Annotated in this window: 26 protein-coding genes and 2 pseudogenes; 10 read left to right on the top strand and 18 right to left on the bottom strand. The window is 63.2% G+C overall.

Going from position 1 to position 26677, the window contains the following annotated elements; translation table 11 throughout:
- Positions 1–113 precede the first annotated feature (113 nt).
- The 6 genes and pseudogenes from ACWTU7_RS19460 to ACWTU7_RS19435 all read right to left on the bottom strand — a co-directional run bounded on the left by ACWTU7_RS19460 (position 114) and on the right by ACWTU7_RS19435 (position 5738).
- Positions 114–360, bottom strand: a pseudogene (locus tag ACWTU7_RS19460) (MoaD/ThiS family protein).
- Complete coding sequence (locus tag ACWTU7_RS19455) at positions 360–2624, bottom strand: xanthine dehydrogenase family protein molybdopterin-binding subunit (protein ID WP_455839598.1); 2265 nt, start codon at positions 2622–2624, stop codon at positions 360–362. The pseudogene ACWTU7_RS19460 and the gene ACWTU7_RS19455 overlap by 1 nt, the downstream one beginning before the upstream one ends.
- A gap of 2 nt (positions 2625–2626) precedes the next feature.
- On the bottom strand, positions 2627–3103 hold the full coding sequence (locus ACWTU7_RS19450) for a (2Fe-2S)-binding protein (RefSeq protein WP_455839605.1): 477 nt from the start codon (positions 3101–3103) through the stop codon (positions 2627–2629).
- A complete protein-coding gene (locus ACWTU7_RS19445; protein ID WP_455839597.1) occupies positions 3103–3963 on the bottom strand; it encodes an FAD binding domain-containing protein in 861 nt (286 codons plus the stop codon). The genes ACWTU7_RS19450 and ACWTU7_RS19445 overlap by 1 nt, the downstream gene beginning before the upstream one ends.
- Positions 3964–4269: 306 nt before the next feature.
- Positions 4270–5211 carry a hypothetical protein gene (locus tag ACWTU7_RS19440; protein ID WP_455839596.1) on the bottom strand — a complete coding sequence of 314 codons (942 nt, stop codon included), beginning with the start codon at positions 5209–5211 and terminating at the stop codon, positions 4270–4272.
- A gap of 95 nt (positions 5212–5306) precedes the next feature.
- The gene (locus tag ACWTU7_RS19435; protein WP_455839595.1) at positions 5307–5738 is read right to left on the bottom strand and encodes a dihydrofolate reductase; all 432 of its coding nucleotides are present in this window, start codon (positions 5736–5738) and stop codon (positions 5307–5309) included.
- Positions 5739–6159: 421 nt separating this feature from the next.
- Between ACWTU7_RS19435 and ACWTU7_RS19430 the strand changes: the two genes are divergently transcribed.
- Positions 6160–6459, top strand: coding sequence for a hypothetical protein (locus tag ACWTU7_RS19430; protein WP_455839594.1), 300 nt, complete (start codon positions 6160–6162; stop codon positions 6457–6459).
- A 129-nt stretch (positions 6460–6588) separates the two neighbouring features.
- Here the strand turns inward: ACWTU7_RS19430 and ACWTU7_RS19425 are convergent, their stop codons facing one another.
- The 5 genes and pseudogenes from ACWTU7_RS19425 to ACWTU7_RS19405 form a co-directional block, all read right to left on the bottom strand.
- The gene (locus ACWTU7_RS19425) at positions 6589–7137 is read right to left on the bottom strand and encodes a dihydrofolate reductase family protein (protein WP_455839593.1); all 549 of its coding nucleotides are present in this window, start codon (positions 7135–7137) and stop codon (positions 6589–6591) included.
- Between the two features lie 42 nt (positions 7138–7179).
- Positions 7180–7335: pseudogene (locus ACWTU7_RS19420) on the bottom strand (hypothetical protein); the annotation flags it as partial.
- Positions 7336–7368: 33 nt separating this feature from the next.
- Positions 7369–8295 carry an SRPBCC family protein gene (locus tag ACWTU7_RS19415; RefSeq protein ID WP_455839592.1) on the bottom strand — a complete coding sequence of 309 codons (927 nt, stop codon included), beginning with the start codon at positions 8293–8295 and terminating at the stop codon, positions 7369–7371.
- Positions 8292–8633 (bottom strand): ArsR/SmtB family transcription factor, encoded by a 342-nt coding sequence (locus ACWTU7_RS19410; RefSeq protein ID WP_127314750.1) that lies wholly within the window; start codon positions 8631–8633, stop codon positions 8292–8294. The genes ACWTU7_RS19415 and ACWTU7_RS19410 overlap by 4 nt, the downstream gene beginning before the upstream one ends.
- 530 nt (positions 8634–9163) lie before the next feature.
- The gene (locus ACWTU7_RS19405; protein ID WP_455839591.1) at positions 9164–9796 is read right to left on the bottom strand and encodes a TetR/AcrR family transcriptional regulator; all 633 of its coding nucleotides are present in this window, start codon (positions 9794–9796) and stop codon (positions 9164–9166) included.
- Between the two features lie 355 nt (positions 9797–10151).
- On the opposite strand from ACWTU7_RS19405, the gene ACWTU7_RS19400 reads away from it, so the two are divergent.
- The 3 genes from ACWTU7_RS19400 to ACWTU7_RS19390 are packed head-to-tail and all read left to right on the top strand — an operon-like array spanning position 10152 to position 13953.
- Positions 10152–10655: a (2Fe-2S)-binding protein gene (locus tag ACWTU7_RS19400; RefSeq protein ID WP_455839590.1), complete on the top strand. Its 504-nt coding sequence runs from the start codon at positions 10152–10154 to the stop codon at positions 10653–10655.
- Positions 10652–11635 (top strand): FAD binding domain-containing protein, encoded by a 984-nt coding sequence (locus ACWTU7_RS19395; RefSeq protein ID WP_455839589.1) that lies wholly within the window; start codon positions 10652–10654, stop codon positions 11633–11635. Before ACWTU7_RS19400 ends, ACWTU7_RS19395 begins: the two co-directional genes overlap by 4 nt.
- Positions 11632–13953: a xanthine dehydrogenase family protein molybdopterin-binding subunit gene (locus ACWTU7_RS19390; protein WP_455839588.1), complete on the top strand. Its 2322-nt coding sequence runs from the start codon at positions 11632–11634 to the stop codon at positions 13951–13953. The genes ACWTU7_RS19395 and ACWTU7_RS19390 overlap by 4 nt, the downstream gene beginning before the upstream one ends.
- 199 nt (positions 13954–14152) lie before the next feature.
- Here ACWTU7_RS19390 and ACWTU7_RS19385 read toward each other — a convergent pair whose 3' ends face one another.
- Both ACWTU7_RS19385 and ACWTU7_RS19380 read right to left on the bottom strand, forming a co-directional pair.
- Positions 14153–14917, bottom strand: coding sequence for a slipin family protein (locus tag ACWTU7_RS19385; RefSeq protein ID WP_029351147.1), 765 nt, complete (start codon positions 14915–14917; stop codon positions 14153–14155).
- Positions 14914–16311 carry an NfeD family protein gene (locus tag ACWTU7_RS19380; protein ID WP_455839587.1) on the bottom strand — a complete coding sequence of 466 codons (1398 nt, stop codon included), beginning with the start codon at positions 16309–16311 and terminating at the stop codon, positions 14914–14916. Before ACWTU7_RS19380 ends, ACWTU7_RS19385 begins: the two co-directional genes overlap by 4 nt.
- 397 nt (positions 16312–16708) lie before the next feature.
- Between ACWTU7_RS19380 and ACWTU7_RS19375 the strand changes: the two genes are divergently transcribed.
- The 3 genes from ACWTU7_RS19375 (at position 16709) to ACWTU7_RS19365 (ending at position 20798) form a co-directional block, all read left to right on the top strand.
- Positions 16709–17452, top strand: coding sequence for a 2OG-Fe(II) oxygenase (locus ACWTU7_RS19375; protein WP_455839586.1), 744 nt, complete (start codon positions 16709–16711; stop codon positions 17450–17452).
- 436 nt (positions 17453–17888) lie between these two features.
- The gene (gene pstS / locus ACWTU7_RS19370; RefSeq protein ID WP_455839585.1) at positions 17889–18983 is read left to right on the top strand and encodes a phosphate ABC transporter substrate-binding protein PstS; all 1095 of its coding nucleotides are present in this window, start codon (positions 17889–17891) and stop codon (positions 18981–18983) included.
- Between the two features lie 84 nt (positions 18984–19067).
- Positions 19068–20798: a Na/Pi cotransporter family protein gene (locus ACWTU7_RS19365; protein ID WP_455839584.1), complete on the top strand. Its 1731-nt coding sequence runs from the start codon at positions 19068–19070 to the stop codon at positions 20796–20798.
- 75 nt (positions 20799–20873) lie between these two features.
- Here the strand turns inward: ACWTU7_RS19365 and ACWTU7_RS19360 are convergent, their stop codons facing one another.
- From ACWTU7_RS19360 to ACWTU7_RS19345, 4 genes are all read right to left on the bottom strand, one after another.
- Positions 20874–21659, bottom strand: a complete 786-nt coding sequence (locus tag ACWTU7_RS19360; protein ID WP_455839583.1) for a pseudouridine synthase — start codon at positions 21657–21659, stop codon at positions 20874–20876.
- Positions 21660–21685: 26 nt separating this feature from the next.
- A complete protein-coding gene (locus ACWTU7_RS19355; protein WP_455839604.1) occupies positions 21686–22336 on the bottom strand; it encodes a GntR family transcriptional regulator in 651 nt (216 codons plus the stop codon).
- 359 nt (positions 22337–22695) lie between these two features.
- On the bottom strand, positions 22696–22917 hold the full coding sequence (locus ACWTU7_RS19350) for a hypothetical protein (protein ID WP_095520963.1): 222 nt from the start codon (positions 22915–22917) through the stop codon (positions 22696–22698).
- A gap of 166 nt (positions 22918–23083) precedes the next feature.
- Positions 23084–23371, bottom strand: coding sequence for a hypothetical protein (locus ACWTU7_RS19345; protein ID WP_455839582.1), 288 nt, complete (start codon positions 23369–23371; stop codon positions 23084–23086).
- A 78-nt stretch (positions 23372–23449) separates the two neighbouring features.
- Between ACWTU7_RS19345 and ybaL the strand changes: the two genes are divergently transcribed.
- Positions 23450–25219 carry a YbaL family putative K(+) efflux transporter gene (ybaL, locus tag ACWTU7_RS19340; RefSeq protein WP_455839581.1) on the top strand — a complete coding sequence of 590 codons (1770 nt, stop codon included), beginning with the start codon at positions 23450–23452 and terminating at the stop codon, positions 25217–25219.
- A 234-nt stretch (positions 25220–25453) separates the two neighbouring features.
- Positions 25454–25810: a VOC family protein gene (locus ACWTU7_RS19335; RefSeq protein WP_287092712.1), complete on the top strand. Its 357-nt coding sequence runs from the start codon at positions 25454–25456 to the stop codon at positions 25808–25810.
- 166 nt (positions 25811–25976) lie between these two features.
- Here ACWTU7_RS19335 and ACWTU7_RS19330 read toward each other — a convergent pair whose 3' ends face one another.
- Positions 25977–26255 (bottom strand): VOC family protein, encoded by a 279-nt coding sequence (locus ACWTU7_RS19330; protein ID WP_455839580.1) that lies wholly within the window; start codon positions 26253–26255, stop codon positions 25977–25979.
- A gap of 104 nt (positions 26256–26359) precedes the next feature.
- On the opposite strand from ACWTU7_RS19330, the gene ACWTU7_RS19325 reads away from it, so the two are divergent.
- Complete coding sequence (locus tag ACWTU7_RS19325; protein ID WP_455839579.1) at positions 26360–26671, top strand: hypothetical protein; 312 nt, start codon at positions 26360–26362, stop codon at positions 26669–26671.
- The last annotated feature ends 6 nt before the right edge of the window (positions 26672–26677 follow it).

The raw sequence follows: 26677 nt of genomic DNA, 5'->3' as shown, positions 1-26677 counted from the left end.
CAGCAACTGCAAAACGCTCAAATAAACCCTTGCCAACGGAGAGCCGTCCATACACGGCCCCATCAACGACGTTCGAGACCTTGATGCTAGGCGAGGGGGAGGCGGGTCCCCCATCACCCCCCAGCCAACCTTGGCAGCAGAAAAATCTCCGCCCCCTCGGGTAGTTCCTTCGACCACGTATCGCGATAAATCGTCCCGTCGATAGCGACTGCGATGCCGCGGTCGATGTAGGGCTCGAAGCCGGGATACTGCTCAGCCAGCTTCCTGAACAGCTCCCTTATGTCCTTGGCCTCGATCTCGATCTTGCTCGTTGCCTCCGGCGATTGCGCCGAGCGATCCCCAGAGCGTTACTTCGACCATCAGCCTCCCCGTTCCGCCTCGATCGCCGCGAGAATCCGCGGCGGCGACATCGGGATATGCGTCATGCGCACGCCCGCGGCGTTCGACACCGCATTGGCGATCGCCGCCAGCGGCGGCACGATCGAGGTCTCGCCGACGCCGCGCACCCCGTAAGGATGGTTGGGATTGGGGATCTCGAGGATCTGCGTGTCGATCATCGGCAGGTCCGAGCAGACCGGGATCCGGTAGTCGAGGAAGCCGGGGTTCTGCAGCCGCCCGTCCTTGCCGTAGATGTACTCCTCATTGAGCGCCCAGCCGATGCCTTGCGCAGCGCCCCCCTGGTACTGCCCCTCGACATAGGTCGGGTGCACCGCCTTGCCGGCATCTTGCACGACTGTGTAGCGCAGGACCCTCGTGGTGCCGGTCTCCGGATCGACCTCGATATCGCAGATATGGGTGGCGAAGGAGACGCCGGCGCCGTCGGCGACGAGCTCGCTGTGGCCGGCGATCGGCCCGCCCGTTTTTCCTGACGCCGCCGCGATCTCCTTCAGCGACAGCGCCGCAAGGTTGCCGTACTTCTCGCCTTTGGCGATGGCGTGGCCCTTTTCCCAGACCACGTCGTCGACGGGAATGTCCCACATCTGCGCGGCGCGTTCCCGCAGGATCTTGATGGTGTTGCGGGCGGCCGAGATTGTCGCCATCGAGGAGGAGAAGGTGCCGCGGCTGCCGTCCGTCATGTCGTTGTAGCCGAGGCTGGATGTGTCAGCCACCACCGCCTTGACCTGCTCATAGGCGATGCCGAGTTCCTCCGCCGCCACCAGCGACAGCGACGCGCGGGAACCACCCACATCGACCGTGCCGACGGCAAGCGAAACCGAGCCGTCCATGCCGATGTTGAGGTCGGTGCAGGTCTGGCCGCCGAAGTTGAACCAGAAGCCGCAAGCCATGCCACGGCCCTGGTTCTTGCCCAGCGGAGCCTTCATGTGCGGATGGTTCTTCGCCGCTTCCAGCGTCGGGCCGATGCCGATCGGGCCATATACCGGGCCGTAGGAAGATCTGGTGCCTTCCTGTGCGGCGTTTCTGATCCGGAATTCGACCGGGTCCATGCCGATCTCCTTGGCCAGTTCGTCGATCGCACTTTCCACCGCAAACGCCGCCATCGGCGCCGACGGCGCCCGATAGGCGGCGGTCTTCGGCCGGTTGACCAGAACTTCGTAGCCAACCGTCCTGACGTTATCGAGCCTGTAGCAGGCGAACGCCGTCATGGCGCCCATCTCGGCCCACATGCCGGCATAGGGGCCGCAGGAATAGCGCAGCGTCGCCTCGGCCGCGGTGATCGTGCCGTCCTTGCGGGCGCCGATCTTGACGTCGATCGAGGTGGCGCTGGTTGGGCCGGAGGCGCGGAACACCTCGTCACGCGTCATCACCAGCTTGACCGGCCGTCCGGCCTTGCGCGACAGCGCCAGCGCCACCGGCTCGGCCCAGACATGGGTCTTGCCGCCGAAACCGCCGCCGATCTCCGACGAGGTGACGCGCAGCTTCGAGGCTTCCATGCCAAGCAGTTGGGCGCAGTGCTGGCGGTAGACGAAATGGCCTTGCGTGCAGACCCAAAGGTCGGCGGTGCCGTCGGAGCTGACGCTCGCCACGCAGGCATGCGGCTCGATATAGCCCTGGTGCGTCTGCTCGGTCTTGAAGGAGCGTTCGACGACGAAGTCGGCCTGGCCGAAACCTTCATGGATGTCGCCATGCCCAAACTGCGTGCGCTTGGTGACGTTGGAAGGCTTGACGGGCTTTTCCTCGAGGCCCTCGGTGAAGATGGCGTCGTTAAGTAGGGGTGCCGTGTGCTTCATCGCCTCGTCGACATCGGTCACATGCGGCAGCACCTCATAGTCGACCTCGATCAGCTTCAGCGCCTGCCTCGCCGTGCGGGCGTCGACAGCGGCGACCGCGGCCACGGCATGGCCGTCATAGAGAGCCTTCTTGCGCGCCATGCAATTGTCGAGGATGTCGTACATGGCAGCATCGCCGTCGGTGAGGTCGGGCAGGTCGGCCGCGGTGATCACCGCCTTCACGCCGGCGAGCTTCTCCGCCTTCGATGTGTCGATCTTCCTGATCGTGGCGTGGGGGTGCGGGCTTCTCAGAACACGCCCGACCAATTGGCCGGCCATGTTGAAGTCCGCGCCGTAGCGGGCGCGGCCCGTCACCTTGTCGACGCCGTCGGGGCGGATGGGACGCGTGCCGACGGAGGTGAAACTGCGATTGGAGTAACGCGGATCGAAATTCATCGTCACGCTCCCTTCATCACGCTGGCGGCGTCCTGGACGGCGCGCACGATCTTGTCATAGCCGGTACAGCGGCAGAGGTTCCCGGCGAGGCCGAAGCGGATTTCCTCCTCGGTCGGGTCGGGGTTCTTGGCCAAAAGGTCCTTCGCCGCGATCAGGAAGCCCGGCGTGCAGATGCCGCATTGCAGAGCTGCGTGCTCGAGGAACTTCTGCTGCAGCGGATGCAGCCTGTCGCCATGCGCCATGCCCTCGATGGTCTCGACACGCCGGCCTTCAGCCTCCGCGCCAAGCACCAGGCACGAGCACACCAGCCGGTCGTCGAGGATGACGCTGCAGGCGCCGCAGTCGCCGGTGCCGCAGCCTTCCTTGGCGCCCGTCAGCCCGAGGCGGTCGCGCAACACGTCGAGCAGCGTCTCGTCCGGTTGGCAAAGGTACTCGACATTGTCGCCGTTGATTGTGGTTGAGACTGCCACACCAGCCATCATTTGCCTCCTGCACGTGCATAGGCGGTCGTGGCGGCCCGCCTGGCCAGCACGCCCGCAACTTTTCTTCTGAACTCGACGGTGCCCCGCTTGTCGTCGATGGGACGGCAGGCCCCGGAGCAGACCTTGGCGAGCCGCTCCAGCGCGGCTTCGTCCAGCTTCCTGCCGATGAGGGCCTCGGTGGCCTCTTCCACCAGCAGCACCGTCGGCGCCACGGCGCCCAGTGCCACGCGGGCCGATTTGACGACACCTTGTCCATCGAGCGTCAGGTTCACCCCGGCGCTGACCACGGCGATGTCCATCTCCGTGCGTGGAATGAAACGCAGATAGGCATCGCCGGAGCGCGGCGCGCGCCTGTCGAGCAGGATCGCCTCGATGATCTCGCCCTTGGCGAGCGACGTCTTGCCCGGCCCGGTCGGCACTGCCTCTACCGCGACGGTGCGCCTGCCTGCTGGCCCGGCTATCAATGCCCTGGCGCCGGCGGCTACCAGCGCCGGCACGCTGTCGGCTGCCGGCGAGGCGTTGCAAAGATTGCCGACGATGGTGCAGCGTCCCTGCACCTGTTTCGAGCCGATCAGCTTGGCCGCTTCGACGACGCCCGGCCATTCCCCCTTCAAGGCCGCGCTCTCCCCCATCAAGGCGCAGGAGACCGCCGCACCGATGCTGAAGCCCTCCGCCGTTTCCCTGATTTCGCTGAGCCCATCGATTGCCTTGATGTCGAGGATCAGGTCGGGCTCGATAAAGCCGCCTTTCATCCTCACTAGGAGGTCGCTGCCTCCGGCGAGAATGGCGGCCGTGCCAGACGAGCCGGCCAACTGGCCAACGGCGTCTTCCATTGAAAGCGGACGTATGTAGCGCATCGTCTCCCCTTGATCATCGCAATTCTGTCGGCCTGTTATAGAGCCTTGAATCGGAATGGTCATCCGGTTCCGCATCAGCAGCGATTAGGCCAGGCGCCGCAAAACCGAGTCCCGAATCTACCCGAACTGGCGTGCGCCCGTGTCGGGATACTCTTGCAGTTCCGTCCGGATCAACCACTTTATCGTTCCCGATCGACGAGACGAATGGCAACATTCCACCCATAACGACCATCGGCGGTAGCCATTTGACGGAGTCTGAGTCCTGAAGCCGCAGGGCGGCGGGCCTTTTGCCGGCGCGTTCTCGACTCAGGGCGCCGGGCTGAACTGGAGCAATTTGAAACAATCGCCGCTTCCAGACTTCAACTGCGTCAGGAAGCGTTTCGACCGATCGATCCATTCCTGGTGCGACCTGGCATCGGCCTCGATCTCGTTGACCGGTCCAAGGTTGACGAAGCTGCGCCCCTTGCTGAAAAGCCAGCACGCACGGCCGAGAAGTCTCCTGCTGCGCTGGCGCAAGAGGTCGGCATCATAAAAAATGTCGAGCACCTCCTGCTTGATCTTTGCCTCCTTTTCAGGATTTGCGATCGCAACCGCGATCGAGTCTCCGCCGATCGCACCCTGCAGGTCCTTGTAGTCGAGGGCAAGCTGAGTGGTGGCATATTTGATCTCGCTCTCATCTCGGACGATGTTGAACCACAGCGCGGGATCGAGTTCGTTGACGACGAACGATGCTTCGAAATCGCGCGATAGGTTCAGGATCTCGAACGCTTGAACCTCGACGTCGCGCTCTACCAAAAGGATCTCGGCGACCTGCTTGCCGAGTTCCGCCCCGTGGGCGCTGATCGCGGCATTCGTTCCACCGAGTTCGGGGCTGATATAAGGCCCGCCATCATCCAGCAGCGCATCGAATTCGCCAAGGTATTCGACGACGGCGGCGCCGCGAGCAATACGCGCAGCCAGTTTGGCGAGAACCAGCTGCAGCTCCGTTTCGCGTTTGCGCTGGTCCTGGTAATTCTGCTGGAAAAAGAAGATGAAAAGAGAAACGCCAATACCGATCAGGATCACCCCGAGCTGGGAAAAGATGTTGCGATAATATTCCAGCAGCTTTTCACGATGGCGTATGTCGTGGCGGACATTGTGTGCCACACGAGCATTGACGATCAGCGAAAGGATCAGAAGCCCGGCACCGACCAGGATGAGGCTGCCGATGAGGAAATAGCCTTGCCCTGAGAAGGTGCTGAAATCCATGCGTTTGCCAGTTCGCTGAAGCCCCAGACCGCGCAGATTAATACCATTCGGCTTCAACACCTACATGTTCGTTGCGGGCGTCAACATCCGAGCCTTCATTGGTCGCGGTGATTTCTGGCAACGTTGCCACCTCCCGTAAGCCATCTTGCATCGAACCAGCGGTCTGCCGGCCCGTCATAGGGCAGCCGGGTGACATCCCAATGGCTGACGAAGCGCGCGTAGGCGTCCCACACCGGTGGACCGCCGCCGATGAAGACGATACGGCCGGCAAAGCGCCGGAGCGTGTCCTCCGGATCCATGCTGGAGCGAACGACGACAAGTTCCCGATCCGGGCGAGCAAAATCCGGAATGCTTGCGATCGTCTTGGGACCGGCGAGCAAGACGTGCCCTCTGGTGAGGTCGAAAAATCGTGCAACGTCAGCGATAAACTCCGGGGACCGGTTGCCTTCCCACGGAAGGCGACCATTGAGGCCGAGCTGCCCCGCTTGGCCGATTGCACAGACAACCCTAACGACAGTCTTCTTCACGAGTACTCCACCGATAGCCGGTCTGATTCCATTAGCGACGTTTGCACGTCATACGGCGCAACGTATTTCAGTAAGGGGTTGCGGCAACCGCCTCAACGCTAATATTTGCCTTCATCTCTCAATCGATCGCGCTGCTCGTTCGCTATCGCCCGTGCATCTTCACGTGATTTGGAGGGGCCAAGGGCGCGCCTATCGCGACGCTCGACGTTTACTTTAATGTACCAGCGACCGTCCATTTCCTCGACGTCGATCGTTGTCTGCGCACGCTTCGGCAATGAGATGGCACCACTTCTGTCTGCCCGACGTGAGAAAAGCATTTCGCGGCACTTCGGGCAAATGCGGCATAGCAAGGTTGCAGCGGTGGTCGGGTGTCGAACGGCCTCCGAAGCGGTCGCCTAATACTTTAGTTGTAATCTCTCGCGTGTTTGATATCGTGACGGCGGGAGGAATTCTGATGGTGGTGGAGTGCACATCCGCGCCCCATATGGGCGTCTTTTCACCCATTGAACTGGATCTCTTGAGGGGTGTGGTTCGGGAAATTTTGCGGTCCGGCGGAGCGGAGCTTGACAACGAGGACGCCCAAATGATCGCGCGCGTGGTCATCGCAACCTACAAGGACGGCGCCTCGTGTCGCGAGGAATTGCTTGAAGCCGCCCGGGTTGCCGCCAGGCGCTGCGCTCTCGACCATTTTTACGATCGAGCAGTCGGCTTATTCGCATAGGATTTCGCATCTGACGCAATTCAGGGCGGAGTTACTCGTTTCTTGCTCCGCTGGCATTCCGCGCACCGGTGCGGAGTCAGGTGCCGGACTTCTGATCAGAGGGCCCGAAGCTCATCGGCCGATCGATCGTCATTGTCTGCTTTCCGGCGCGTAGTGGAGAATGACAACACCTGACTTGAGGGTCCTCGTCTCCAGATGCTTCAGGGGTATCCGGTTCGGGCCGCCCTTGAAGAGCGGCGTGCCTCTCCCGAGAATGACGGGGTTGATCCCGAGGTGATACTCGTCGATCAGGCCGTGCTCCATCAGGGTCGCGGTGAGGTCGGCGCTGCCGAACACGAAGATGTCTCCGCCGTCCCTGGTCTTCAGCTTGGAGACTTCTTCCGCGACATTGCCGTTGAAGAGCTTCGTGTTATTCCAGTCGGCGCTTTTCAGCGTGCGCGAGAAGACCACCTTCTCGATCTTGTTCATGAAGTTCGCGATCCAGCCTTGCTCGGACGGCCAATAGGCTGCCATGAGCTCGTAGGTCACGCGGCCGAAGATCAGCGTGTCGGCCTTTTCCTGGGTCTCACGAATGTAGTTCTCGAGTTCTTCTTCGAAGACGAACCAGCTGATGTCCCTGTCCGGACCTTCGAAGAAGCCGTCGACGGTCACCAGGTCCCATATGATCAGTTTTCTCATAGAACCCGCCTCTTCGTGTATCCCCTTTGTGAATTCTCGGCCCTATCCCGTGAAGCGGAAGCGCATGTTGGTGATCCGCCCCGGTTCCGGGACCTCGGTCTCCTTCAGCCTGACCGGCTCCATGCCGTTCTGGCTGAAGAGGCGGATGCCGTCGCCGATGAGAACGGGCGCGACATGGATGAGGACCTCGTCCACAACCCCTAATTCGAGCCGACGGGAAGTCGCAGCATTTCAGCGGGATGCGACGAAGCGTTCCAGTTTGCCCAGAGTTTGCAATCCCAGTTCCACGGCACCGAAGCCCTTCGCCTCCTGGAACTCGGCAGCCGTGCTGAATACCATGCCCAGCGTTACCTTTGTTGCCCCATCCTGATCCTCGAACGAGGCCCAGGCGTCGGCATGTTTGGGCCCGTTCTCGCCCCAATGCAGCGTATAGCCGATCCTCTCCTCGGGCCGGACCTCGTTATAGAGATGGTGGTTCGGGAAGACCGTGCCATCAGGCGCGATCATGTCGAAAACCCATTCGCCGCCCGTTCGCAAGTCGATCCTCTTCGTTCGACAGGAGAAGCCTTCCGGCCCCCACCATTGCGGCAGCGTTTCAGGGTTCATCCACGCGCCCCACACGATGGATCGCGGCGCCCGGATTACCCGCTGCAGCACCATGGTTCGTTCGGCCGCGCCCGCGAGGTTGTCCAGACCGGCGGAGAAGCCTTCCCGATAGCCTGCCTCCATGTCCTGCGCCAGCGATGAAAGTTGCACCGTCACGATCAGCCGGCTGCGCCCGTGCGTCCCTGAAAGATTTGCCGTCACCAGCGCTGCTGATTGCGTCACGCCTTCGCACGAGATCACCTCATAGTTCACACTGCACACCGCTGGCTGCAACACCAGCCAGCCATTCTCGCAGCGGATGTCCGGCTTGCCCTCTGCCTTGCAGAGCGAGATCTCGCGTCCACCCACCCTGGTGTCGGCCTCCAAGAACTCCACGGTAACCGAGGCTGATGGCGCAGCCCAGATCGCGCGCGCGGCCGGGGCGGTCCATGCCTCCCACAGCACGGCCAATGGCGCGGCCACGTCCCGTTCGAAGGTGAGCGTCGCAACGCGGCTTTTCCTATCATCAGGCACCGCACGGGTCGCGCTGTTTGTAGCGACGTTCTGAGTCATTCTTCGCTTTCCTTCATCACATTCATCACAAATGCGTCCAACCGGTCGAGCCGAGCTTCCCAGATGGCCCGCTGCTCATCGAGCCATGTCCGCACCGGGTCCAGAGCCTCGGGCACGATGGCGCAGGTGCGTATCCGCCCGTCCTTGGAGGTGGAGATCAACCCTGCCTCCTCCAGTACGGAAAGGTGCCGCATCACCGTGGGCAGTCGCAGTCCCGTGGGACCAGCGAGATCCGTCACCTGCGCAGGTGTTTCGGCAAGCCGGGTCAGGATCGACCGGCGGGTCGGATCAGCGAGCGCGTGGAAGAGCAGCGATAGATCAGGATCATGCTTAGCCATGTCGCTAACTATCGCCCAATTTGCCGGTGGCGCAAGCGAAAACTTCGTCAAGTCGCTAAGTTTTTTTCCGCCCAACGCGCCGAGTTCCTGGAGCAGGCGGCTTCGTTGCCGAGTCCGCTGAGTAGTTGCTCGCATCGGTGCGAGTGCACCCCAATGCCGGCAATCGAAGACAAATTCCTGAAGCCGCCGTTCCGCTTCCCACCAATTTCGGTCAATCCTGGTTTATGGGTTCACGTCCTAACCATTCCGCTTCAACACCTAGATGCTCGTAGGAAGCGTCAACATCGGAAATGACCCAACGCGAACTTCATCTCGCGGCGTGGACCGGGCGCGCATTGCCGAACCCTGGCGTGCGATGCAGTTGAAGGCACTCGCGGGAAAATCCAGTTCTCCCGCACGCCAGGAATCAGCGTTTGGCAATGGGCTTGGCAGCCAATCCAAATCGTTGATCGAGATCCGGCGGAACCAGATCGCTTTCGGATCCTCCACGCCAGTTGAGAGAGCATGGAGGTTCGACTGCAGCCCAGCCTTCACCCGCCACCCTTCGCCGACCTGCCCGCCCCAAACCTCAACCCGTCCATCAGCAGCGATACCAGCCGGCGCGAGCGGTCGCGCCAGTCCTTGGTGTCGGGCGCTGAATAGATGCCGCCCAGCGCGTGCAGAACGTCCGATGCGTCGACGTCGCTGCGGATCGAGCCGTCGGCCACCGCCGCTTCGATCAGCCGCCGCAAGGCAAGTGTCACCCTGCCCGAAACGTCGGAGAACAATGTGGAGTTCGTCGTGAGCAGGATGCGCAGGCTTGTCGCCAGTCCGCGCTTGGTGGCGATGTAGTCGACGAAGCGCTGCATCCATTGTTCGAGCGCGACGTCCGGCGAATGGTGAAGGGCGAGCTCGTCGGCGGCCTGGCACAGGCCTTCCACTTCGCGCCGGTAGACCACCTCGACCAGATGCTCGCGCGTCGGAAAGTGCCGGTAGAGCGTGCCGATGCCGACGCCGGCCTGGCGCGCGATCTCCTCCAGCGAGGCATCAACGCCATGTGCGGCAAAGGCCACTGCTGCGACCTCAACCAGCATGTCGCGGTTGCGCTGCGCATCGGCGCGCAACGGTTTTGCCGCTGTCGCGGAGGGCTTGTCTTTGGCGGTTGCAGGCGGCGGCGAAGCCAATTTTTTCTCCACTGCGAATACGGGGCTTGAACTCGCCGGTTCAGCCCCCACGTAATAAACGGAGGCGCCTCCGTTTTAGTGGAGCACCTTTATCATATAATCAGGGGACCGGTATGTCACGTGTTGAGAGCTTGCAAGTCGGAGAGAGCGTGATCTCCCCCCTTGAGGGGGAGATGCCCGGAAGGGCAGAGGGGGTCGGTTCGACCGGGCGCGGCCTCCTCCCTTGCGACAGTGCAGGACACGAGGCGACCCCCTCTGGCCTGCCGGCCATCTCCCCCTCAAGGGGGAGATTAGCCCCTCACCATCCCTTGGTGCTCTTGCCGCACCGCGTCAGCAACTGGAGCCAGACGCCCCCATGACAAGCAAAACCCGAATTCCCATCCACCTTCAAATCAACGGACATCGCCATGAACTGGAGGTCGAGCCGCGCGTCACGCTGCTCGACGCCCTGCGCGACCATCTCGGCCTGACTGGGACCAAGAAGGGCTGCGACCAGGGCCAATGCGGCGCCTGCACAGTGCATGTCAACGGCCAGCGCGTGCTGGCCTGCCTGACGCTCGCTGCCCAGGCTGAGGGCAGGGCGGTCAGCACCATCGAAGGGCTTGCCGAGGGCGACGGCACGCTGCACGCGGTGCAGGCCGCCTTTCTCGAACAGGACGCCTTCCAGTGCGGTTACTGCACGCCGGGCCAGATCATGTCGGCGGTCGCCTGCATCAGCGAAGGCCATGCCGGTTCGGATGACGAGATCCGCGAATATATGGCCGGCAATCTCTGCCGCTGCGGAGCCTATCCGCACATCGTCGCCGCCGTGCGCCAGGCGGCACTGGAGGTTGCGTCATCCATGGAGACCGCGTCATGAGGGATTTTTCGTATCTGCGCGCCAATTCCGTCGATGCGGCACGCCAGGCGGCGGCGCTGCCCGGCGCCATGCTGCTGGCCGGCGGCACGACGCTCGTCGATCTCGCCAAATGCGGCGTCGCCGAACCCGACACCGTGGTCGACATCACTCATCTCAAGGGACTGGATAGGATCACGGTCGACGACCGGGGCGCCATTATCGGCGCGCTGGCAAAGATGAGCAGCGTCGCCGACCATGCCGCCATCAAGAGCCGGTTCCCCGCCGTTTCGGAGGCGCTGTGGCAGGCGGCCTCGGCGCAGCTCCGCAACATGGCGACCATCGGCGGCAATCTGATGCAGCGCACGCGCTGTCCGTATTTCCGCGATCCGGCGAATTTTCCCGCCTGTAACAAGCGCACGCCCGGCAGCGGCTGCTCGGCGATCGGCGGCGTCACCCGTGGCCATGCCGTGCTCGGCACCAGCGAGACCTGCATCGCCACCTATCCGGGCGATCTGGCGACGGCGTTGGTCGCCTTCGACGCAACAGTCCACCTCGGCGACCGGCAGGTCGCGGTCGACGACTTTTTTCTGTTGCCCGGCGCCACGCCCGACAGGGAGCATGCGATCGCGCCAGGTGAGGTGATCACCGCGATCAGCATTCCTGCTTTCCCTGCCGCCCAGCGCTCGACCTATCTGAAAATCCGCGACCGGCAATCCTACGAATTCGCTGCCGCAAGTGCCGCCGTCGGCATCGAGTTCGAGGCCGACGGAAGGACGATCAAGGATTTGCGCGTGGCGCTCGGCGGCGTTGCCACCAAGCCATGGCGCGCACGCGCCGTCGAAGAGGCGCTGAAAGGCAAGGTTCTGGAGTCTGATACGGTCCGGCGCGCCAGCCTGCTCGCCATCGAGGGCGCCGTCGACCATGGCGCCAACCATTACAAGATCGAACTGGCGCCGCGCGTCGTCGCCCGCGCCATCCTCAAGATGGGAGAAACGGCATGACCGTTCACGAGATCAGAACCCGACAAAGTGACCCGAAGAGGGGCGACTCTTCTGACGGCGCTATCTTCGCGGAGGCAGTGGGCGGGCGGCTGTCGCGCGTCGATGGCCCGGCCAAGATCACCGGGGCTGCAAAATACGCCGTCGAGCAGCAGCTTGACGGACTCACCCACGCCGTTCTCGTCGAGAGCACGATTGCGGCCGGCAAGGTGCGTTCGATCGACGCGGCTGCGGCCGAGGCAGCGCCGGGCGTGGTTCTGGTGCTGACGCCGGACAATGCGTTGCGCCTCAACACCGCAACGGACTGGCTGGGCACGCCGCCGCCGGATGTTCCCTATTGTCCGCTGGCGCGCGACATCACTTTCAGTGGCCAGCATGTCGCGGCGGTGGTGGCCGAGAGTTTCGAGCAGGCCGTCGCGGCCGCAGCGCTGGTCAAGGTCGCCTATGACGAGACGCCGGCCATCGTCGACCTTAGCGATGCGAAGGCCGGCGACGGCATTCCGATCGACGCGATGACGAAGGAGTGGGGCGATGCGCAGGCGGCTTTCGCCGCCGCCCCGGTGCGGATCTGCGCCGCCTACAACACGCCGCGCGAATACCAGGCGCCGATGGAACCGCATGGGCTGATCGCGCACTGGCAGGGCGACCGGCTGACGGTGTGGGAGCCCAGCCAATGGCTCGACGGCATGGCGCGGACCTATGCCGAATGGTTCGGCTTGCCGTTCGAGAATGTGCGCCTGGTCTCGCCCTATATCGGCGGCGGCTTCGGCTCCAAGGCGTTCGCCTACGGCTATGGCGCGGTGGCGGCGATGGCCGCGAAAATGCTGGGACGGCCGGTGAAGCTCGCGGTCACCAGGCCGCAGACCTTCACCGCCTATGGCGGACGGGCGGCGACACGTCAGACGGTGGCGCTCGGCGCCGACGCCGAGGGAAAGATCCAGTCGATCGTCCATCGCGGGGTCAACGAGACCTCGGTCGACGGTATGTGGGTCGAGCCGCTCGGTTCGGTCACCTCGATCATGTATGCGGCGCCTAATTTCTCGTCGCGGCAGAATGTCGTGCGGGTCAACACCGTGGTGCCGGGCGCGTTGCGCGCGCCGGGCGAGAACCCGAGCGCCTTCGGCATCGAAAGCGCGATCGACGAGCTGGCTTACGAGGTCGGCATCGATCCGCTGGAAATCCGGCTCAGGAACTACGCCGAGCAGGATCCAGAGGCGAAAAAGCAATGGTCGACACGACAACTGCGCGAGGCCTACGCTGCCGGTGCCGAGGCCTTCGGCTGGTCGAAGCGCAGCCCAGAGCCACGCTCGATGCGCGACGGCAACCAGCTGATCGGCTGGGGCGTTGCCGCCGGCACCTATCCGGTGCGGCGCGCCTATGGCGAGGCGATGGTGCGCATCCTCGCCGACGGCTCGGTCGAGGTCGAAAGCTCGAGCATCGACATGGGGCAGGGCACTTATACGATTCTGGCGCAGACCGCCGCCGAAGTCGTGGGCGTGCCGGCTGAGAAAGTCGTGGTGAAGCTGGGCGACTCCCGCTATGCCCGCGCCGGCGTCACCGGCGGTTCGCGGCTGGCCGGCGTGATGACGGGCGCCGTGCACAAGGCGGCGACTGCCGCGCTCGACCAGCTGGTCGGGCTGGCGATCAGCGATCCAAATTCGCCGTTCCATGCACTGCAGGCCAACACGCTGGTCGTCGCTGAGGGCCGCATAAAGTCGCCGCGCGGCGAGGGACCTGATGTCTCCATCGCCGAGCTGCTCGCCAGCGTCGGACGCGAGCAGATTGAGGCGAAGGGCGACACCATGCCGGCCAACTCGACGGCGGAGGATCGCTACAAGAACTACACGACCATCGCGACGGCGCTGTCGCACACCGAGGGCGACTATTCCCGCCACAGCTGGTGCGCGCATTTCGTCGAGGTGCGCGTCGACCAGGACTTCGGCACGGTTCGCGTGTCGCGCGTGGTGTCGGCGCTGGATTCGGGCCGGCTCTACAATCCCAAGCTCGCCGAAAGCCAGTGGAAGGGCGGCATCATCATGGGCATCGGCCAGGCGCTGCTGGAGGAAGGCATCGTCGACCGCCGCCACGGCCGCATCGTCAACAACAATCTGGCCGACTATCTGATCGCGACCAATGCCGACATTCCCGACATCGAGGTGATCTCGGTCGGCATCCCCGACCCGCATTCTTCGGTGCTCGGCGGCAAGGGCGTTGGCGAGCTGGGCATCGTCGGCGTTGCCCCGGCGATCGCCAATGCGGTGTTCCACGCCACCGGCAAAAGGGTGCGGGACCTGCCGATCACGCTGGAGAAGCTGATTTAGAGGGGAGGGTCGTGCGAAGCGCCCCCCTCTGCCCTGCCGGGTATCTCCCCCTCAAGGGGGGAGATTACTCGCTCAACTGCTTTCGCCAACCACAAGCGATGGAAAGCTGACGGAGCGCCGAAGCTGCCAATCTCCTCCCTTGAGGGGGAGATGTCCGGCAGGACAGAGGGGTGCTGTCCCTCCAACTTGAGGAGCCAACTCATTTCTCCTCGCCGGGCGGCTTGATGAAATGACCGAGCAGGTCCATCGGCACCGGAAACACGACCGTCGACGAGCGCTCACCGGCGATGTCATGGAGAGCCTCGAAATAGCGCAGCTGCATGGCCTGCGGTGTCTCGGACAGCATCTTGCCGGCCTCGACGAGTTTTGCCGCCGCCTGCTGTTCGCCGTCGGCATTGATCACTTTGGCACGCCGCAGCCGTTCGGCCTCGGCTTGCTTGGCGATGGCGCGGACCATGTTCTCGTTGAGGTCGACATGCTTGATCTCGACGTCGGAGACCTTGATGCCCCAGGCATCCGTCCGCTGGTCGAGAATCTCCTGGATATCGCTGTTGAGCTTGTCGCGTTCGGCCAGCATTTCATCGAGCTCATGCTTGCCGAGCACCGAGCGCAAAGTGGTCTGTGCCAGCTGGTTGGTGGCGGTCATGAAGTCCTCGACCTGGATCACCGCCCGCTCGGCGTCGACGATACGAAAATACAGCACCGCGTTGACCTTCACCGAAACGTTGTCGCGCGAGATCACGTCCTGCGGCGGCACGTCCTGGACCACCACCCGCAGGTCGACCTTCACCATCTGCTGCACGAACGGGATCAGGATGATCAGGCCGGGGCCCTTGACCCCGGTGAAGCGGCCGAGCGTGAAGACCACGCCGCGCTGATATTCCCTCAGGATGCGAATGGCCGCGGACAGGAACATGACCACGACGAGCGCTGCTACCAGATAGGCAACATAACCGATGATCACTGCCTTGCTCCATCGCTTCTCACATTGCGACGCCGTATCGTCAGCACGAGACCGCTGACGTCAGCCACCTCGACGCTGTCGCCCACTGCAATGGGTTCGTCGGCCTTCGCCCGCCAGCGCTCGCCCCGGGCAAGCACGTGGCCCTCGCTGCCCGCCCAATCGAGGACCTTGGCCGGCAGGCCTTGCATGGCCTGTGCGCCAACACGCGGAAGGTTCTTGCGGGCCGCCCACAGATAGCTGCCGGTCAACAGCGCCAGGCCGAGCGTCAGGACGGCGGCGGTGCCGATGACGGCCCACGACATCTCGAAGCCGGGCCCCTCGATCCTGAGCAGCATGGCGGAGCCCAGCAGAAACGCAGCCACGCCTCCCAGCCCAAGGACGACTGTGGGATTAAAGACCTCGACGACGAGGAAGATGATGCCAAGCAGCATCAAGGCAAGGCCGGTATAGCTGATCGGCAGGAGATTGAGCGCATAGAGCCCGAGCAGCAGGCAGATCGTGCCGACCACGCCGGGCGCAACCGCACCCGGGCTGGTGAACTCGAAGACGAGGCCATAAACGCCGATCAGCATCAGGATGACGGCGATGTTCGGATCGGTGATGACGGCGAGAAGCCGGATGAGCCAGCCAGGCTCCAGCGTTTCAACCGGCAGCCCTTTGGTCGCCAACACCTCTTTCCTGCCGGCGATCTCGACCGTCCGGCCGTCGGCCAGCTGAAGCAGTTCGGTCGTGTCGCGGGCGACGAAGTCGACGACACGTTCCTGCAGCGCCGCGCTGGCCGACAGGCTGGCCGCCTCGCGCACGGCCTTTTCACCCCAATCGGCATTGCGCCCGCGCAGTTCAGCCAGGCTGCGGATCAGGGCAACCGCGTCGTTCGTCGCCTTGGCGATCATCGCATCGCCCGACGGTGGGTTCTTCGGGTCCTTGCCGGCTTCCGGGCCATTGTTCCTGTCGTCGCCGCCGGGAAAGGATGGCAGCGGCCCGCCCATCTCGATCGGCGTTGCCGCGCCCAGATTGGTGCCGGGCGCCATCGCCGCCACATGGGTTGCGTAGAGGATGTAGGTTCCGGCGCTCGCCGCATGCCCGCCGGCGGGCGCGACATAGCCGATGACGGGAACCGGCGAGGCGAGGATGTCGGCGATGATCTCACGCATGCTGGTGACCAACCCGCCGGGCGTGTTCATCTGCAGGATGAAAACCTCGGCGTTCCGTTCTGCGGCCACCGCCAGCGCTTCCTCGAACTGCATGGCGCTCGCCGGACCGATGGCGCCGTCTATCTCGATGCGCAGCGCAGTCCTCTCTCGGCCGTTCGCCTCTCCGGTTGCGGAAGAGGAACAAACAGCCACAGCGGCTACAAAAGCCGCGGCAATCAGGGCTACACGCGCGAGTTTCACGCTCAAAGCTCCCTATCAGGGATATGGGCCCGATTTTGCCGAAATCCATGCTGCGGCGCGCGCAGCGGCGCAATGGCGATCCCCCTCCGCTGGGTGACGAGGCAATCACATATCGGCAAGTGCCCCCCACCCGGATTGCCAACCGAATTGCGAAGGGCAATTCGGGGCAATCCGACCCTCTCTCCGAGGGGAGAGGAGATTGGCAGCGCCGGTGCTGCCTCCTCTCCCCGGCGGGGAGAAGGTGGCCGGGAAGCGGCCGGATGAGGGGGACCCCCATATGCGGGGGAGATCGGCAGCTTCACCCTGTGCCTAACCCGTTGGCATGAAACGGGTGGTTTGCGTGCGCTGCTTCACCCATCTGATTGCAGAAGCCGATGAAGCCAGAGGAGGCAAAGCCATGACCATTCATTCGATAGGTTCGAAAGCAGCGGTCCGATCGGCGGAAGCGCGGGTCGCCGGATATGATTGGCAGGCACTGGCCGAGGAGATGAGCGGCTACGGCTGCGCCGTGATGGAAAAGCTGCTGACACCGCAGGAGTGCCGAGAGATCGCCGGGCTCTATCCCGACGAAAGCCATTTCCGCAGCCATGTCCACATGGCGCGGCACGGCTTCGGCAAGGGCGAGTACCGCTATTTCCGCTACCCCTTGCCCGAGCTGATCGGCGGCTTGCGCACCGCGCTCTATCCGCGCCTTGCAGCGGTCGCCAACGAGTGGAACGACCGCATGGGCATCGCCCAGCGCTACCCGGACGAACACGCCGCGTTCCTTAAGCAATGCCACGAGCAGGGCCAGACGCGGCCGACGCCGCTTCTGCTGCAATACGTTGCCGGCGACTTCAACTGCCTGCATCAGGATCTCTACGGCGATATTGCCTTCCCGCTGCAGGTGGCGATTCTGCTGTCCGAACCCGGCGAGGACTTCACCGGCGGCGAGTTCGTGCTGACCGAACAGCGCCCGCGCATGCAGAGCCGCGCCGAGGTGGTGCCGCTACGCCAGGGCGATGCCGTCGCCTTCGCGGTCCACAATCGTCCGGTCCAGGGCAGCAAAGGCAGCTACCGCGTCAATCTCAGGCACGGCGTCAGCCGGCTTCGCTCCGGCCTGCGCCACACCGTCGGCATTATCTTCCACGACGCGAAGTAAAGGTGTTGTAGACTTCCTTCTCCCTTCTCCCCTTGTGGGAGAAGGTGGATTGGCGCGCAGCGCCAAGACGGTTGAGGGGTGTTGGACGGAGCGCCGTCGTTGCCAAGCTGGAACACCCCTCATCCGTCGCCTTCGGCGACACCTTCTCCCACGAGGGGAGAAGGGTGAGCCGCGCGAGGCGCAACGTTGGGTTCCAGTCCATCGAACCCCCAATTCTTCATAGGAGTCCGAGCGACCGGCACGACAAGCGATCGCAGAAAATCCAAAATAAAAAAGTTTCACCCACAAAGATCTTTGTCATTCAATCGTTAACCAAGGTTCATACGATGAGCGATGTTGTTTCTCGGCCGGCGTTCGCTCGCCGGGCGGATGACTGTTGATGTCTGCCAAGACTGAAAAGTAGCTATTCGTTTGCGCAGTATAGTCGGGGGTCGCCATGATGTTTGCAGCAAGCTTTGCGTTACTACGGCGCAAATGGGCGAAAATAACGGGATCAAGTGGCGCCATCACGCTCGCTGTTGCCTTGATGATCGGGGCCGCTGCACAGGCCGAGCCTATTCGCGGCGCCGGATCGACACTGGCTGCCCCGATCATCGGCAAATGGGCAACGGCCTACGAGAACGCCCGCGCGGATGGCGGCGACTATATCTCGCCCGACTGGAAGGTTGACTATGAAATCGTCGGCTCGCTCGCCGGCATCCTGCGTCTCGATCAGCCGGACATGGACTTTGCCGCGACGGATGCGCCGATCAACGCCGCCGAACTCAAGAAGGCCGGCCGCCAGCAGTTTCCGATCGTGATGGGCGCCATCGCCGTCGTCGTCAATCTCGACGGCATCGGCCCGGGAAGCCTTCGCCTGACGGGGCCGCTTCTGGCCGACATCTATCTGGGCAAGATCCAGTCATGGTCCGATCCCGCTATCAAGGCGGTGAATCCGGGTCTGGCGCTGCCCGATCTCAGGATCAGCGTCCTTCACCGCAAGGATGGCTCCGGCTCGACCTTTGTCTTCACGGAGTATCTGTCGGCGGTCAGCGACGAGTGGAAGACCAAATACGGCGCCAATACGCTGATCTCGTGGCCGCTCGGCGCCGATGCCGAAGGCGCACAGGACCTCATTCGAGCCGTGCATGACACGAAAGGCGCGATCGCCTATGCCGAATCCGGCCAGGCCCAGCGCGCAAGCCTTTCCTACGCGCTGATCGAGAACAAATCCGGCAAGTTCGTCAAGCCGGAGCCGGCGGGCGTGCAGGCTGCCGCGACATCCATCGACTGGGCGCAAACGACCGATTTCTTCGCTTCGCTGACCGATCGAGACGGCGACGCCGCCTATCCGATCAGCACCGCGGTGTTCGCGATCGTTCAGGTCTCGGGCCGTTCGGAACATCACTATCGCCGCGTGCACGACCTTTTCCGGCTCGCCTTCGCACAAGGTGCGGGCGATGCAGCAGGGCTCGGCTATGTGCCTCTGCCGAAGACGCTCGTCGACCAGATCGAACAGTACTGGGCAAGGCAGGAGCCCGTCGGAAACTGAGCGACAGAGCCAGGCTGCCTCGCGCAGCACCTGAACTGAACGTCATATCGCGCCGTGGAAACGGCTTGTTGGGGACTGCGTGACATGGACATCGATATTTTCAAGGACATCCTCGTGCCGGTGATCGGCGGGTTGGGCATCTTCATGCTCGGCCTCGATTTCATGGCAAACGGCATTCAGGCGCTTTCGGTCAATCGGATGCGCGCCTTTCTCGCCAAAGCCGCCGGAACGCCGATCAAGGGCGTGCTGGCAGGAACGCTGATCACCGGCGTCATCCAGTCGTCGACCGCGATGAGCGTCATGGTCGTCGGCCTGGTCAATGCCGGCGTCATCGCCTTGAGACCGGCGATCAGCGTGATCATGGGCGCCAATATCGGCACCACGCTCGGCAACGGGCTCATCGCCCTGCCGCTCGGTCCGCTCGGATTGATCCTGGCCGGCGTGTTCTCGCTGGTCTATTGCTTCTCCAAAAGCGAAAAGGTCAAGAACATAGCGCTCGCCGGCATGGGCTTCGCGCTGATCTTCTATGGCCTCAACCTGATGACCGGCGGCCTGCGTCCGCTACGCAACCTGCCCGAAGTCATGGCCCTGCTGCAAACCCTCACGGCCGACTCCTATCTCAACCTTCTCAAATGCGTGTTCATCGCCGCCGGCGTGACCGCCATGATCCATTCGTCCTCGGCGACGATCGGCATTGTGATGGGTCTTGGCGCCGCTGGCATTCTCGACTGGACCACCGCCGTCGCCTTTTCGCTCGGCGCCGATCTCGGCACCACGATCACCTCGTGGATGGCTTCGCTCAATCTTTCGAAGAACGCCAAGCGGACCGCTTACGCGCACATCTCGTTCAACATCATCGGCGTGTGCATCACCATCCCGCTGTTCTTCGTCTCCATGCAGGTCCTGGAATGGGCCATGCAGTTCTTCGGCGGCGATCCCGCCGTTCCGGTGATCGTCGACGGCAAGGAGACCTTTCCCCTGGTGCCGGTGGCGGTCGGCCTTTACTCGACCTTCTTCAACATCTTCAATACATTGTTGCTGTTCCCGTTCATCGGTGTGTTCGAGCGGGTTCTGTCGCGTGTCGGTCACACGGATGCCGACGACACGGAGGATTTCTCGACGCCGAGATTCCTCGACCGCAAGCTGGCCGGCGATTTTGCCAAGGCCGTTCCCGCCGTTCAGCAGGAGACGGCCCGCCACCTCCAGGCCGGCGCCATGTTCCTCGACATCGCACGCTCGTCCAAGAAGGCGCCGTCGGATCCGGGCGAGCACTATCTCGCAACCGACATCCTCAGCCGCGATATCCGTGCCTACACCGCCGAGCTGATGAAGGAGGATCTGCCTTACGACCAGCTTGATCTGATCGCCAGCCTGATCGAGGAAGCCGACTTCACGGCTGCCCTGACGGAATCGATGCATCAGGTGGCGCGCCGCGTCAGGCGTGAGAAGTTCAGCAGCCCGGCGCAGGCCATCGTCGACGTCGCGTTGAGCAAGCTCGATGCTTCGCTGCGGGAGATCTTGCCGACTTACGGCATCTCCGACCCGAATCTGCCGGCCGGCCATATCAATCTCCCGGAGGTCGAGGAACTGCGCGCCCGCACGCTGGCGCTCGGACCGAATGCGGGCGCCGCTGAACGCGGCACGATCCTTGCGCTGCTCGGTTCCATCGAACGCGCCGAAATCCTGATCCAACGCATCGATGCCGAGCGCAAATCGGTCAACCGGCAGAGCGTGCTCGCTCGTGCCTCGGCACGCAGGGAGGCCAAGCCGCACTCGATGGGCGATACCGGCCTCAGCCCGGTTCCGGCCGAGTAACGGTCAAGGCCGGGCGACAGGGCTGCCCCTTTCCCTTCTCCCACAAGGAGAGAAGGTGGAGCGATGCGTCTTCGCTCAGGCCTGAAACATCGCCAGCTCTTCCGCGGTGAGGTGGCGTGCCTTGCCCTTGGCAAGGTCGCCGAGCTGCAATGGGCCGATCGCCACCCGCACGAGGCGAAGCACTTCCACGTCATGCGCTCCGAGCAGCCGACGAATGTGGCGGTTGCGGCCCTCGTCGAGGGTGATTTCGAGCCATGCTGTGCTGGTGCCGCTGCGCAGGATGTCGATCGACCGCGCCGTCAAATCCTCGCCGTCGACCGTTGCGCCGGCGAGCAACTGCGCCAGCATGGCCTCGTCGGGCAGGGCGCCGATCTGCACGTGATAGATCTTGGCGACGTGGGAGGCGGGGTCGAGCAGGCGCTGCGCAAAGCGCGTGTCGTTGGTCATCAAAAGCAGGCCTTCGCTGGCCTTGTCGAGGCGGCCGACCGGCGACACGAAGGGCAGGTCGAGTTCTGCCAGGCAGTCATAGACGGTGCCGCGGTCCTGCGGGTCGTCGCGGGTGGTGACCAGGCCGCGCGGCTTGTTGATCATCAGATAGACCTTGCGCTCGGCGACGACCCGGCTGCCGTCGACCTCGATGCGGTCGCGGCCGGGATCGACGCGCATCGAGCCGTTGCGCACGACTTTGCCGGCGACCCGAACGCGCCCTTCGGCGACCAGCAGCTCCGCCTGCTTGCGCGAGCACAGGCCGAGTTTCGACAGCGCCCGGCAAAGGCTGACGCCCGCGGGTCTCAGTCCGGGAGGACTGGCCCCGGCGCTGGGCGAGGGGCGTTGCCGGCCGACGTTCGGTCGTGGCGTCATCGTTTTGCGTGAGCGTTCCGGCAAGGTCAGGACTTTCCCGCCAGCCCATCTCCAGCCTGGGCGAGCGTTTCCATGCGGTCGCTAAGATGCTTTCTCAGGACGCGAACGGCCGCCTCGGCATCGCGGTGGCGGCAGGTTGTCAACAGGTCGCGGTGTTCCGCCTGCGAGCGGCTGCGATAGTTAGGGTTGGACAAGAGAACGCGAACGTAGCGGTCGGCCGCATTGTGGTGGGCTTCGATGAGACCGAGCAGCCGGGCGTTGCCGCAGGCGCTGTAAAGCGCCAGGTGAAAGGCACGGTTCAGCGATCCCCAGCGGCCGACATTCGGCTCGGCATCGATCCGGTTGAGCACACAGCCGGCCTCGTCGAGCTTGTCGTTGCCGAGTTTCGGCACCGAGAGCCGCAGCGCTTCGCCTTCGAGCAGGGCGCGGACCGCAAAGATCTCCCTGATCTCGGCAGCGTCCATCCTGGCGACATGCGCGCCCTTGGTCGGATGGATCGACACGATGCCTTCGGCTTCGAGTTGGCGATGCGCGTCGCGGACCGGCATGCGGCTGAAGCCAAACCGCTCGGCCAGATCGTCCTGGCGCAGCGGCGTGCCGGCCGCCAGGCTGCCCTCGGCAATCGATTCGCGCAGCACATTCGCCACTTGCTCCGCCACCGTCAGCGGCTTCTGCATCAAGCCGTCTTCAAGTCCGCGCAAACCATTCTCCCTGCTATCCTGCGGGCCTTGCCTAACAGAAAGCAGCTAGGGTGGATATGTGGATTCTCGTATACGAGTATCCCAGCGTGTATGGACGGGTGCCGGTGATGCCGCGTCACGCGCATGGGCCTGCCGGCCGGCGAGCCCTGCTGCGCGGCTTCGGTTCCGCTGCCATCCGCGTGTTTGAAAATTCCTGGCGCTCTACCGGACGGAACCCCGTCTCGGTAGCCGAGCGCCAGGAGATTTTGCGGTCAGGAAAGCGGTCGCCTGCCTCGGACGCGCCGCTTCCCTGGCTCCGACGTGGTGCCTGGCTGATCGCCGAGGCACCACGATCGTCAATTCGACCTGGGGTCGTCCAGCGTCTCGACGACGAAAGACGCGGCAATCAGGTCGTCGGCATCGAGCCGCAGGGAGCCTTCACCTCCTCCCATGACGGCGGCGACCTTCTGAAAGGTTTTCATCTCGTGCCCGGTAATTCGGGCGCTTTGCATCCTGGCTTTGAGGTCAGCGACACGCAGCCCCAATGTGTGGGACGTTCCAATTTCACGGTTCGACATGACAATATGCTCCTCCCCAACCCATGCTTTTGCCTCCCCGCCGGTATTCGCCGTCGCCTTGCCTAAATATAAGGCATCGCGAATACAGCGCCCCGAACGCGTGGTGCGAGGGAAGGTTCCAGCGCAACACGGTCACGAAATAATACGGGCCAGCCGACCCGGCGGGCTAACCGCAGGAGGGTGGCAGGCGCGGTGGATCGGTCACAAGCTGCACGCCGACATTGCCGTCGCCGTAGAAGAAAACCTGCCGGTCTGCGAAGCGAAGAAGATCACCGCAGCGCTCGAGCACCAGCTGTTCGAGCACATGCCGGCGCTTGCGGCGGCGAATATTAGATTGGCGAGCGCGGTTTCCGATCATCGCCACGGCGAGCACGGCAGGCACTAACAATCGCTTCGACCGGCTCGTTTCCGTTCGTTTAGCGAAAGATGTTGAGACCGCCGCGTCTTGGTCCATTATCCCTGGGTCCATTATCTCTGGCTCGCGCAAGGCTTGACCCGAGCGCCAAGCGTGGCCGGAAACCGGATTGGGAAGATGCCTCAGGCGCCACTTATCGCAACCCTTGTCGCCGGCCTCGGACTCGCCTTTATTCTCGGCACGTTGGCGAACCGACTTCGCCTGTCGCCACTGGTCGGCTACCTCGTGGCTGGAGTCTTGATTGGCCCGTTCACGCCCGGCTTCGTTGCCGACCAAGCGCTGGCGCGCCAACTCGCCGAACTCGGCGTGATCCTGCTGATGTTTGGCATAGGGCTGCATTTTTCGCTGAACGATCTGCTGTCGGTAAGAAAGATCGCGCTTCCCGGCGCTGTCGGTCAAATGGCTCTGGTGACCATCCTCGGGCTCCTGGTGACGCAGGCGATCGGCTGGCCGATCGGAGCCGGAGTGGTGTTTGGGCTGGCCCTGTCGGTTGCAAGCACAGTCGTGGTTCTACGGGCGCTGCAGGAAATGCGGCAGCTTGAAACCGATGGCGGACGCATCGCAGTCGGCTGGCTGGTCGTAGAGGACCTCGCCATGATCCTCGCGCTCGTGCTGTTGCCGGCCTTCGCCGGCGTGCTCGGTGGCAATGTCAACGGGGCAAACCTTAACGGCAATGACCTGTTCAAATTGTTTGAGCCGCAGACAATCTGGAGTGCGCTCGGGCTTACGCTGGGCAAATTGGCGGCTTTCTTCGCGATCATGGTTGTCGTCGGACGACGTGTCATTCCGCCGATCCTTCACTACGTCGCTCACACCGGCTCGCGAGAACTTTTCCGTTTGGCCGTGCTGGCAATTGCCCTTGGTGTCGCTTTCGGGGCAGCCGAGCTCTTCGGCGTCTCGTTCGCTCTTGGGGCGTTTTTCGCTGGAATGATCCTTGCCGAATCCCAGTTGAGCCAAAGGGCCGCTCAGGAAACGCTGCCGTTGCGCGACGCATTCGCCGTGCTTTTCTTCGTCTCCGTCGGCATGCTGTTCAACCCGATGATCCTGGTCGAGCAGCCGCTGCTCGTCGGCGTGACATTTTTTATCATCGTCATCGGCAATGCCACGGCCGCATCGGCCATCGCATTGATGTTCGGCTATCCGTCCTACGTGGCCCTGACACTCGGCCTAAGCCTGGCACAGATCGGCGAGTTCTCCTTCATCCTTGCGGGGTTGGGTGTCGACCTCGCGCTTCTTCCAGAGGCGGGACGTGACCTGGTGCTTGCCGGAGCAATCCTTTCGATCCTCGTCAACCCGCTGCTATTTGCGGCGTTGGATCGGCTGACGCCGTGGCTGAAAGCGCGAGAGCGAACCCTCGCCACGCAAGAAGGCAGAGCCGAACCGCCCGAACTCGCGGCTACCAGCCTGACAGACCACGCGGTGCTTGTCGGCCATGGACGGGTCGGAAGCCTTGTCGCGGAGACGTTGCAAAAGGCAAGGCAGCCTTACCTGGTGATCGAGGAACGACAAGTGATAGTAGAACAGCTGCGCGCCCGCGGCGTTGATGTCATTGCGGGAAATGCCGCCCAGCCGGGCCTGCTTGAGGCGGCCAACGTTGCGTCAGCCCGGTGGTTGATCAGCGCCATTCCCAATCCGTTCGAGAGCGGCAATCTCATCGAGCAAGCCCATGCCATCAATCCAAAGCTCGAGATCATCGCCCGTGCGCATTCCGATGCCGAAGTGGATTACCTGAAGAAGTTCGGCGCCGATCTGATCATCATGGGCGAGCGGGAGATCGCGCGCGGCATCTCGGATCACATTCTGAGCCGGATCGATGCCCCAGCCGCCCCCGTCGCCGACCAGAACCAAAACGCACGCCAGGTCGACTCAAAACCGATGGCCGGGTGATGGCGGCAGCTGCGCGAACAGCATCTCCAGCTTCTTCCGCTGATGGCGTGAGGTCTGGCAGGCGTCGGTCTTTGAAGCAACGCCGGGTTCCGGCACCTGCAATCACGGCCGGCCGACCTATATCCAACTGAAGCTTGCCGATATCGAGCGGCTGCGTCGACGCGCGGTAGCGCCGAAAACGTCGTTTGCAACGGCAATAGTTTGTTCGCATCACTCTCAGGGAGATAAGGAGCCATGATTTCCGGCGCGCACATGATCATCTACAGCACGGATGCCGAGGCAGACCGCGCATTTTTTCGCAATGTTCTACGTTTTCCAGCAGTCGATGCTGGCGAAGGCTGGTTGATCTTCGCATTGCCGCCGGCCGAGATTGCCGTTCACCCGGCCGCCGAAGTCGACAGCCACGAAGTCTATCTCATGTGCGAAGACATCAATGCCACAATCCAAGAGCTGAAATCGCACGATGTTGAATGCGCTTCGGTCACCGATGAAGGCTGGGGCCTGCTCACGCATGTCTCGCTTCCCAGTGGCGGCTCGCTTGGCCTCTACCAGCCGAGGCATGCTTTGGCGCACAAGGCCGGGGCTGCTTAAGTGCCCGTTTTCCGCCCGGACGCCCGACCAGGTAGAGGCTTTGGAGCGGGATGGAGATTCGAAGGCAAATCATCCTGCTCTGCCGGACTTTTTCAACACTATCCACCTTCCCCAGCCGTTCATGGGCTCGTCAAAATTCAGATGCCCGCTCTCCGGCTGCACCCGCTCATTGGCTGCCGATCACCATGTGGTTGCCCTCGCTGTCGCGAAATTCCGCCACTGTGCGGCCTGGCTGCCAGGGCGCCTCCTGCGGCTCGGTGATGATCTCGACGCCGCCCGCCTTCAATGCGGCGATCGTGGCCTCGACATCGTCGTCGACCAGCACCAGCACCGGCTCCGCGCCTGGCGTGGCGTCGGCGCGTCTCACGAAATGCAGGTTCGTGACGGCGCCGGGAAATTTCAGCTCGATCCAGCGCTCCTCGATGGCTGCTGCGTAGCCGTCCACAGGTGGAAGACGATCCAGGCGGCCGAAGAGATTTATAGCGTGCGAGAATCTTTTCGGGAACGCGAAACGTCTTCTGCTCAGACCAACCATTCAGGAGACGAACCATGGGCTACAAACTCATTCGCTACAGTGTGAAAGACACCGAACTGGAAGAGAACCGCGCGCTGGTGGCTAAGGTGTTCGAGGCGCTGGATGAGACGGCGCCAAAGAGCGTGCGCTACCTCGTGCTCGAACTCGACGACGGCGAGTTCATCCACGTCGTCGGCGAGGGAAATGACACATCTGCGCTGACCGGGCTTGCGGCCTTCGAGGCGTTCACGCAAGACCATGCGGAACGGCGCTCGACCCCGGTGAAGCGATCGCCTGCCAGAATCATCGGCAACTACCGTGTGCTTGAGGACGGCATAGCCGGATAGAGCGAG

Source organism: Mesorhizobium sp. BHscii (assembly GCF_053848065.1).
Note: the sequence above shows the minus strand (reverse complement) of the source record. Positions and strands in the feature narration are given on the sequence as shown.

Bases quoted from the DNA above. Each gene is read 5' to 3' on its own strand.
- ACWTU7_RS19455 (WP_455839598.1), bottom strand. From the start codon at position 2,624: ATGAATTTCGATCCGCGTTACTCCAATCGCAGTTTCACCTCCGTCGGC.
- ACWTU7_RS19450 (WP_455839605.1), bottom strand. From the start codon at position 3,103: ATGGCTGGTGTGGCAGTCTCAACCACAATCAACGGCGACAATGTCGAG.
- ACWTU7_RS19445 (WP_455839597.1), bottom strand. From the start codon at position 3,963: ATGCGCTACATACGTCCGCTTTCAATGGAAGACGCCGTTGGCCAGTTG.
- ACWTU7_RS19440 (WP_455839596.1), bottom strand. From the start codon at position 5,211: ATGGATTTCAGCACCTTCTCAGGGCAAGGCTATTTCCTCATCGGCAGC.
- ACWTU7_RS19425 (WP_455839593.1), bottom strand. From the start codon at position 7,137: ATGAGAAAACTGATCATATGGGACCTGGTGACCGTCGACGGCTTCTTC.
- ACWTU7_RS19415 (WP_455839592.1), bottom strand. From the start codon at position 8,295: ATGACTCAGAACGTCGCTACAAACAGCGCGACCCGTGCGGTGCCTGAT.
- ACWTU7_RS19410 (WP_127314750.1), bottom strand. From the start codon at position 8,633: ATGGCTAAGCATGATCCTGATCTATCGCTGCTCTTCCACGCGCTCGCT.
- ACWTU7_RS19400 (WP_455839590.1), top strand. From the start codon at position 10,152: ATGACAAGCAAAACCCGAATTCCCATCCACCTTCAAATCAACGGACAT.
- ACWTU7_RS19395 (WP_455839589.1), top strand. From the start codon at position 10,652: ATGAGGGATTTTTCGTATCTGCGCGCCAATTCCGTCGATGCGGCACGC.
- ACWTU7_RS19390 (WP_455839588.1), top strand. From the start codon at position 11,632: ATGACCGTTCACGAGATCAGAACCCGACAAAGTGACCCGAAGAGGGGC.
- ACWTU7_RS19375 (WP_455839586.1), top strand. From the start codon at position 16,709: ATGACCATTCATTCGATAGGTTCGAAAGCAGCGGTCCGATCGGCGGAA.
- pstS (WP_455839585.1), top strand. From the start codon at position 17,889: ATGATGTTTGCAGCAAGCTTTGCGTTACTACGGCGCAAATGGGCGAAA.
- ACWTU7_RS19365 (WP_455839584.1), top strand. From the start codon at position 19,068: ATGGACATCGATATTTTCAAGGACATCCTCGTGCCGGTGATCGGCGGG.
- ACWTU7_RS19360 (WP_455839583.1), bottom strand. From the start codon at position 21,659: ATGACGCCACGACCGAACGTCGGCCGGCAACGCCCCTCGCCCAGCGCC.
- ACWTU7_RS19355 (WP_455839604.1), bottom strand. From the start codon at position 22,336: ATGCAGAAGCCGCTGACGGTGGCGGAGCAAGTGGCGAATGTGCTGCGC.
- ACWTU7_RS19350 (WP_095520963.1), bottom strand. From the start codon at position 22,917: ATGTCGAACCGTGAAATTGGAACGTCCCACACATTGGGGCTGCGTGTC.
- ACWTU7_RS19345 (WP_455839582.1), bottom strand. From the start codon at position 23,371: ATGGACCAAGACGCGGCGGTCTCAACATCTTTCGCTAAACGAACGGAA.
- ybaL (WP_455839581.1), top strand. From the start codon at position 23,450: ATGCCTCAGGCGCCACTTATCGCAACCCTTGTCGCCGGCCTCGGACTC.
- ACWTU7_RS19335 (WP_287092712.1), top strand. From the start codon at position 25,454: ATGATTTCCGGCGCGCACATGATCATCTACAGCACGGATGCCGAGGCA.
- ACWTU7_RS19325 (WP_455839579.1), top strand. From the start codon at position 26,360: ATGGGCTACAAACTCATTCGCTACAGTGTGAAAGACACCGAACTGGAA.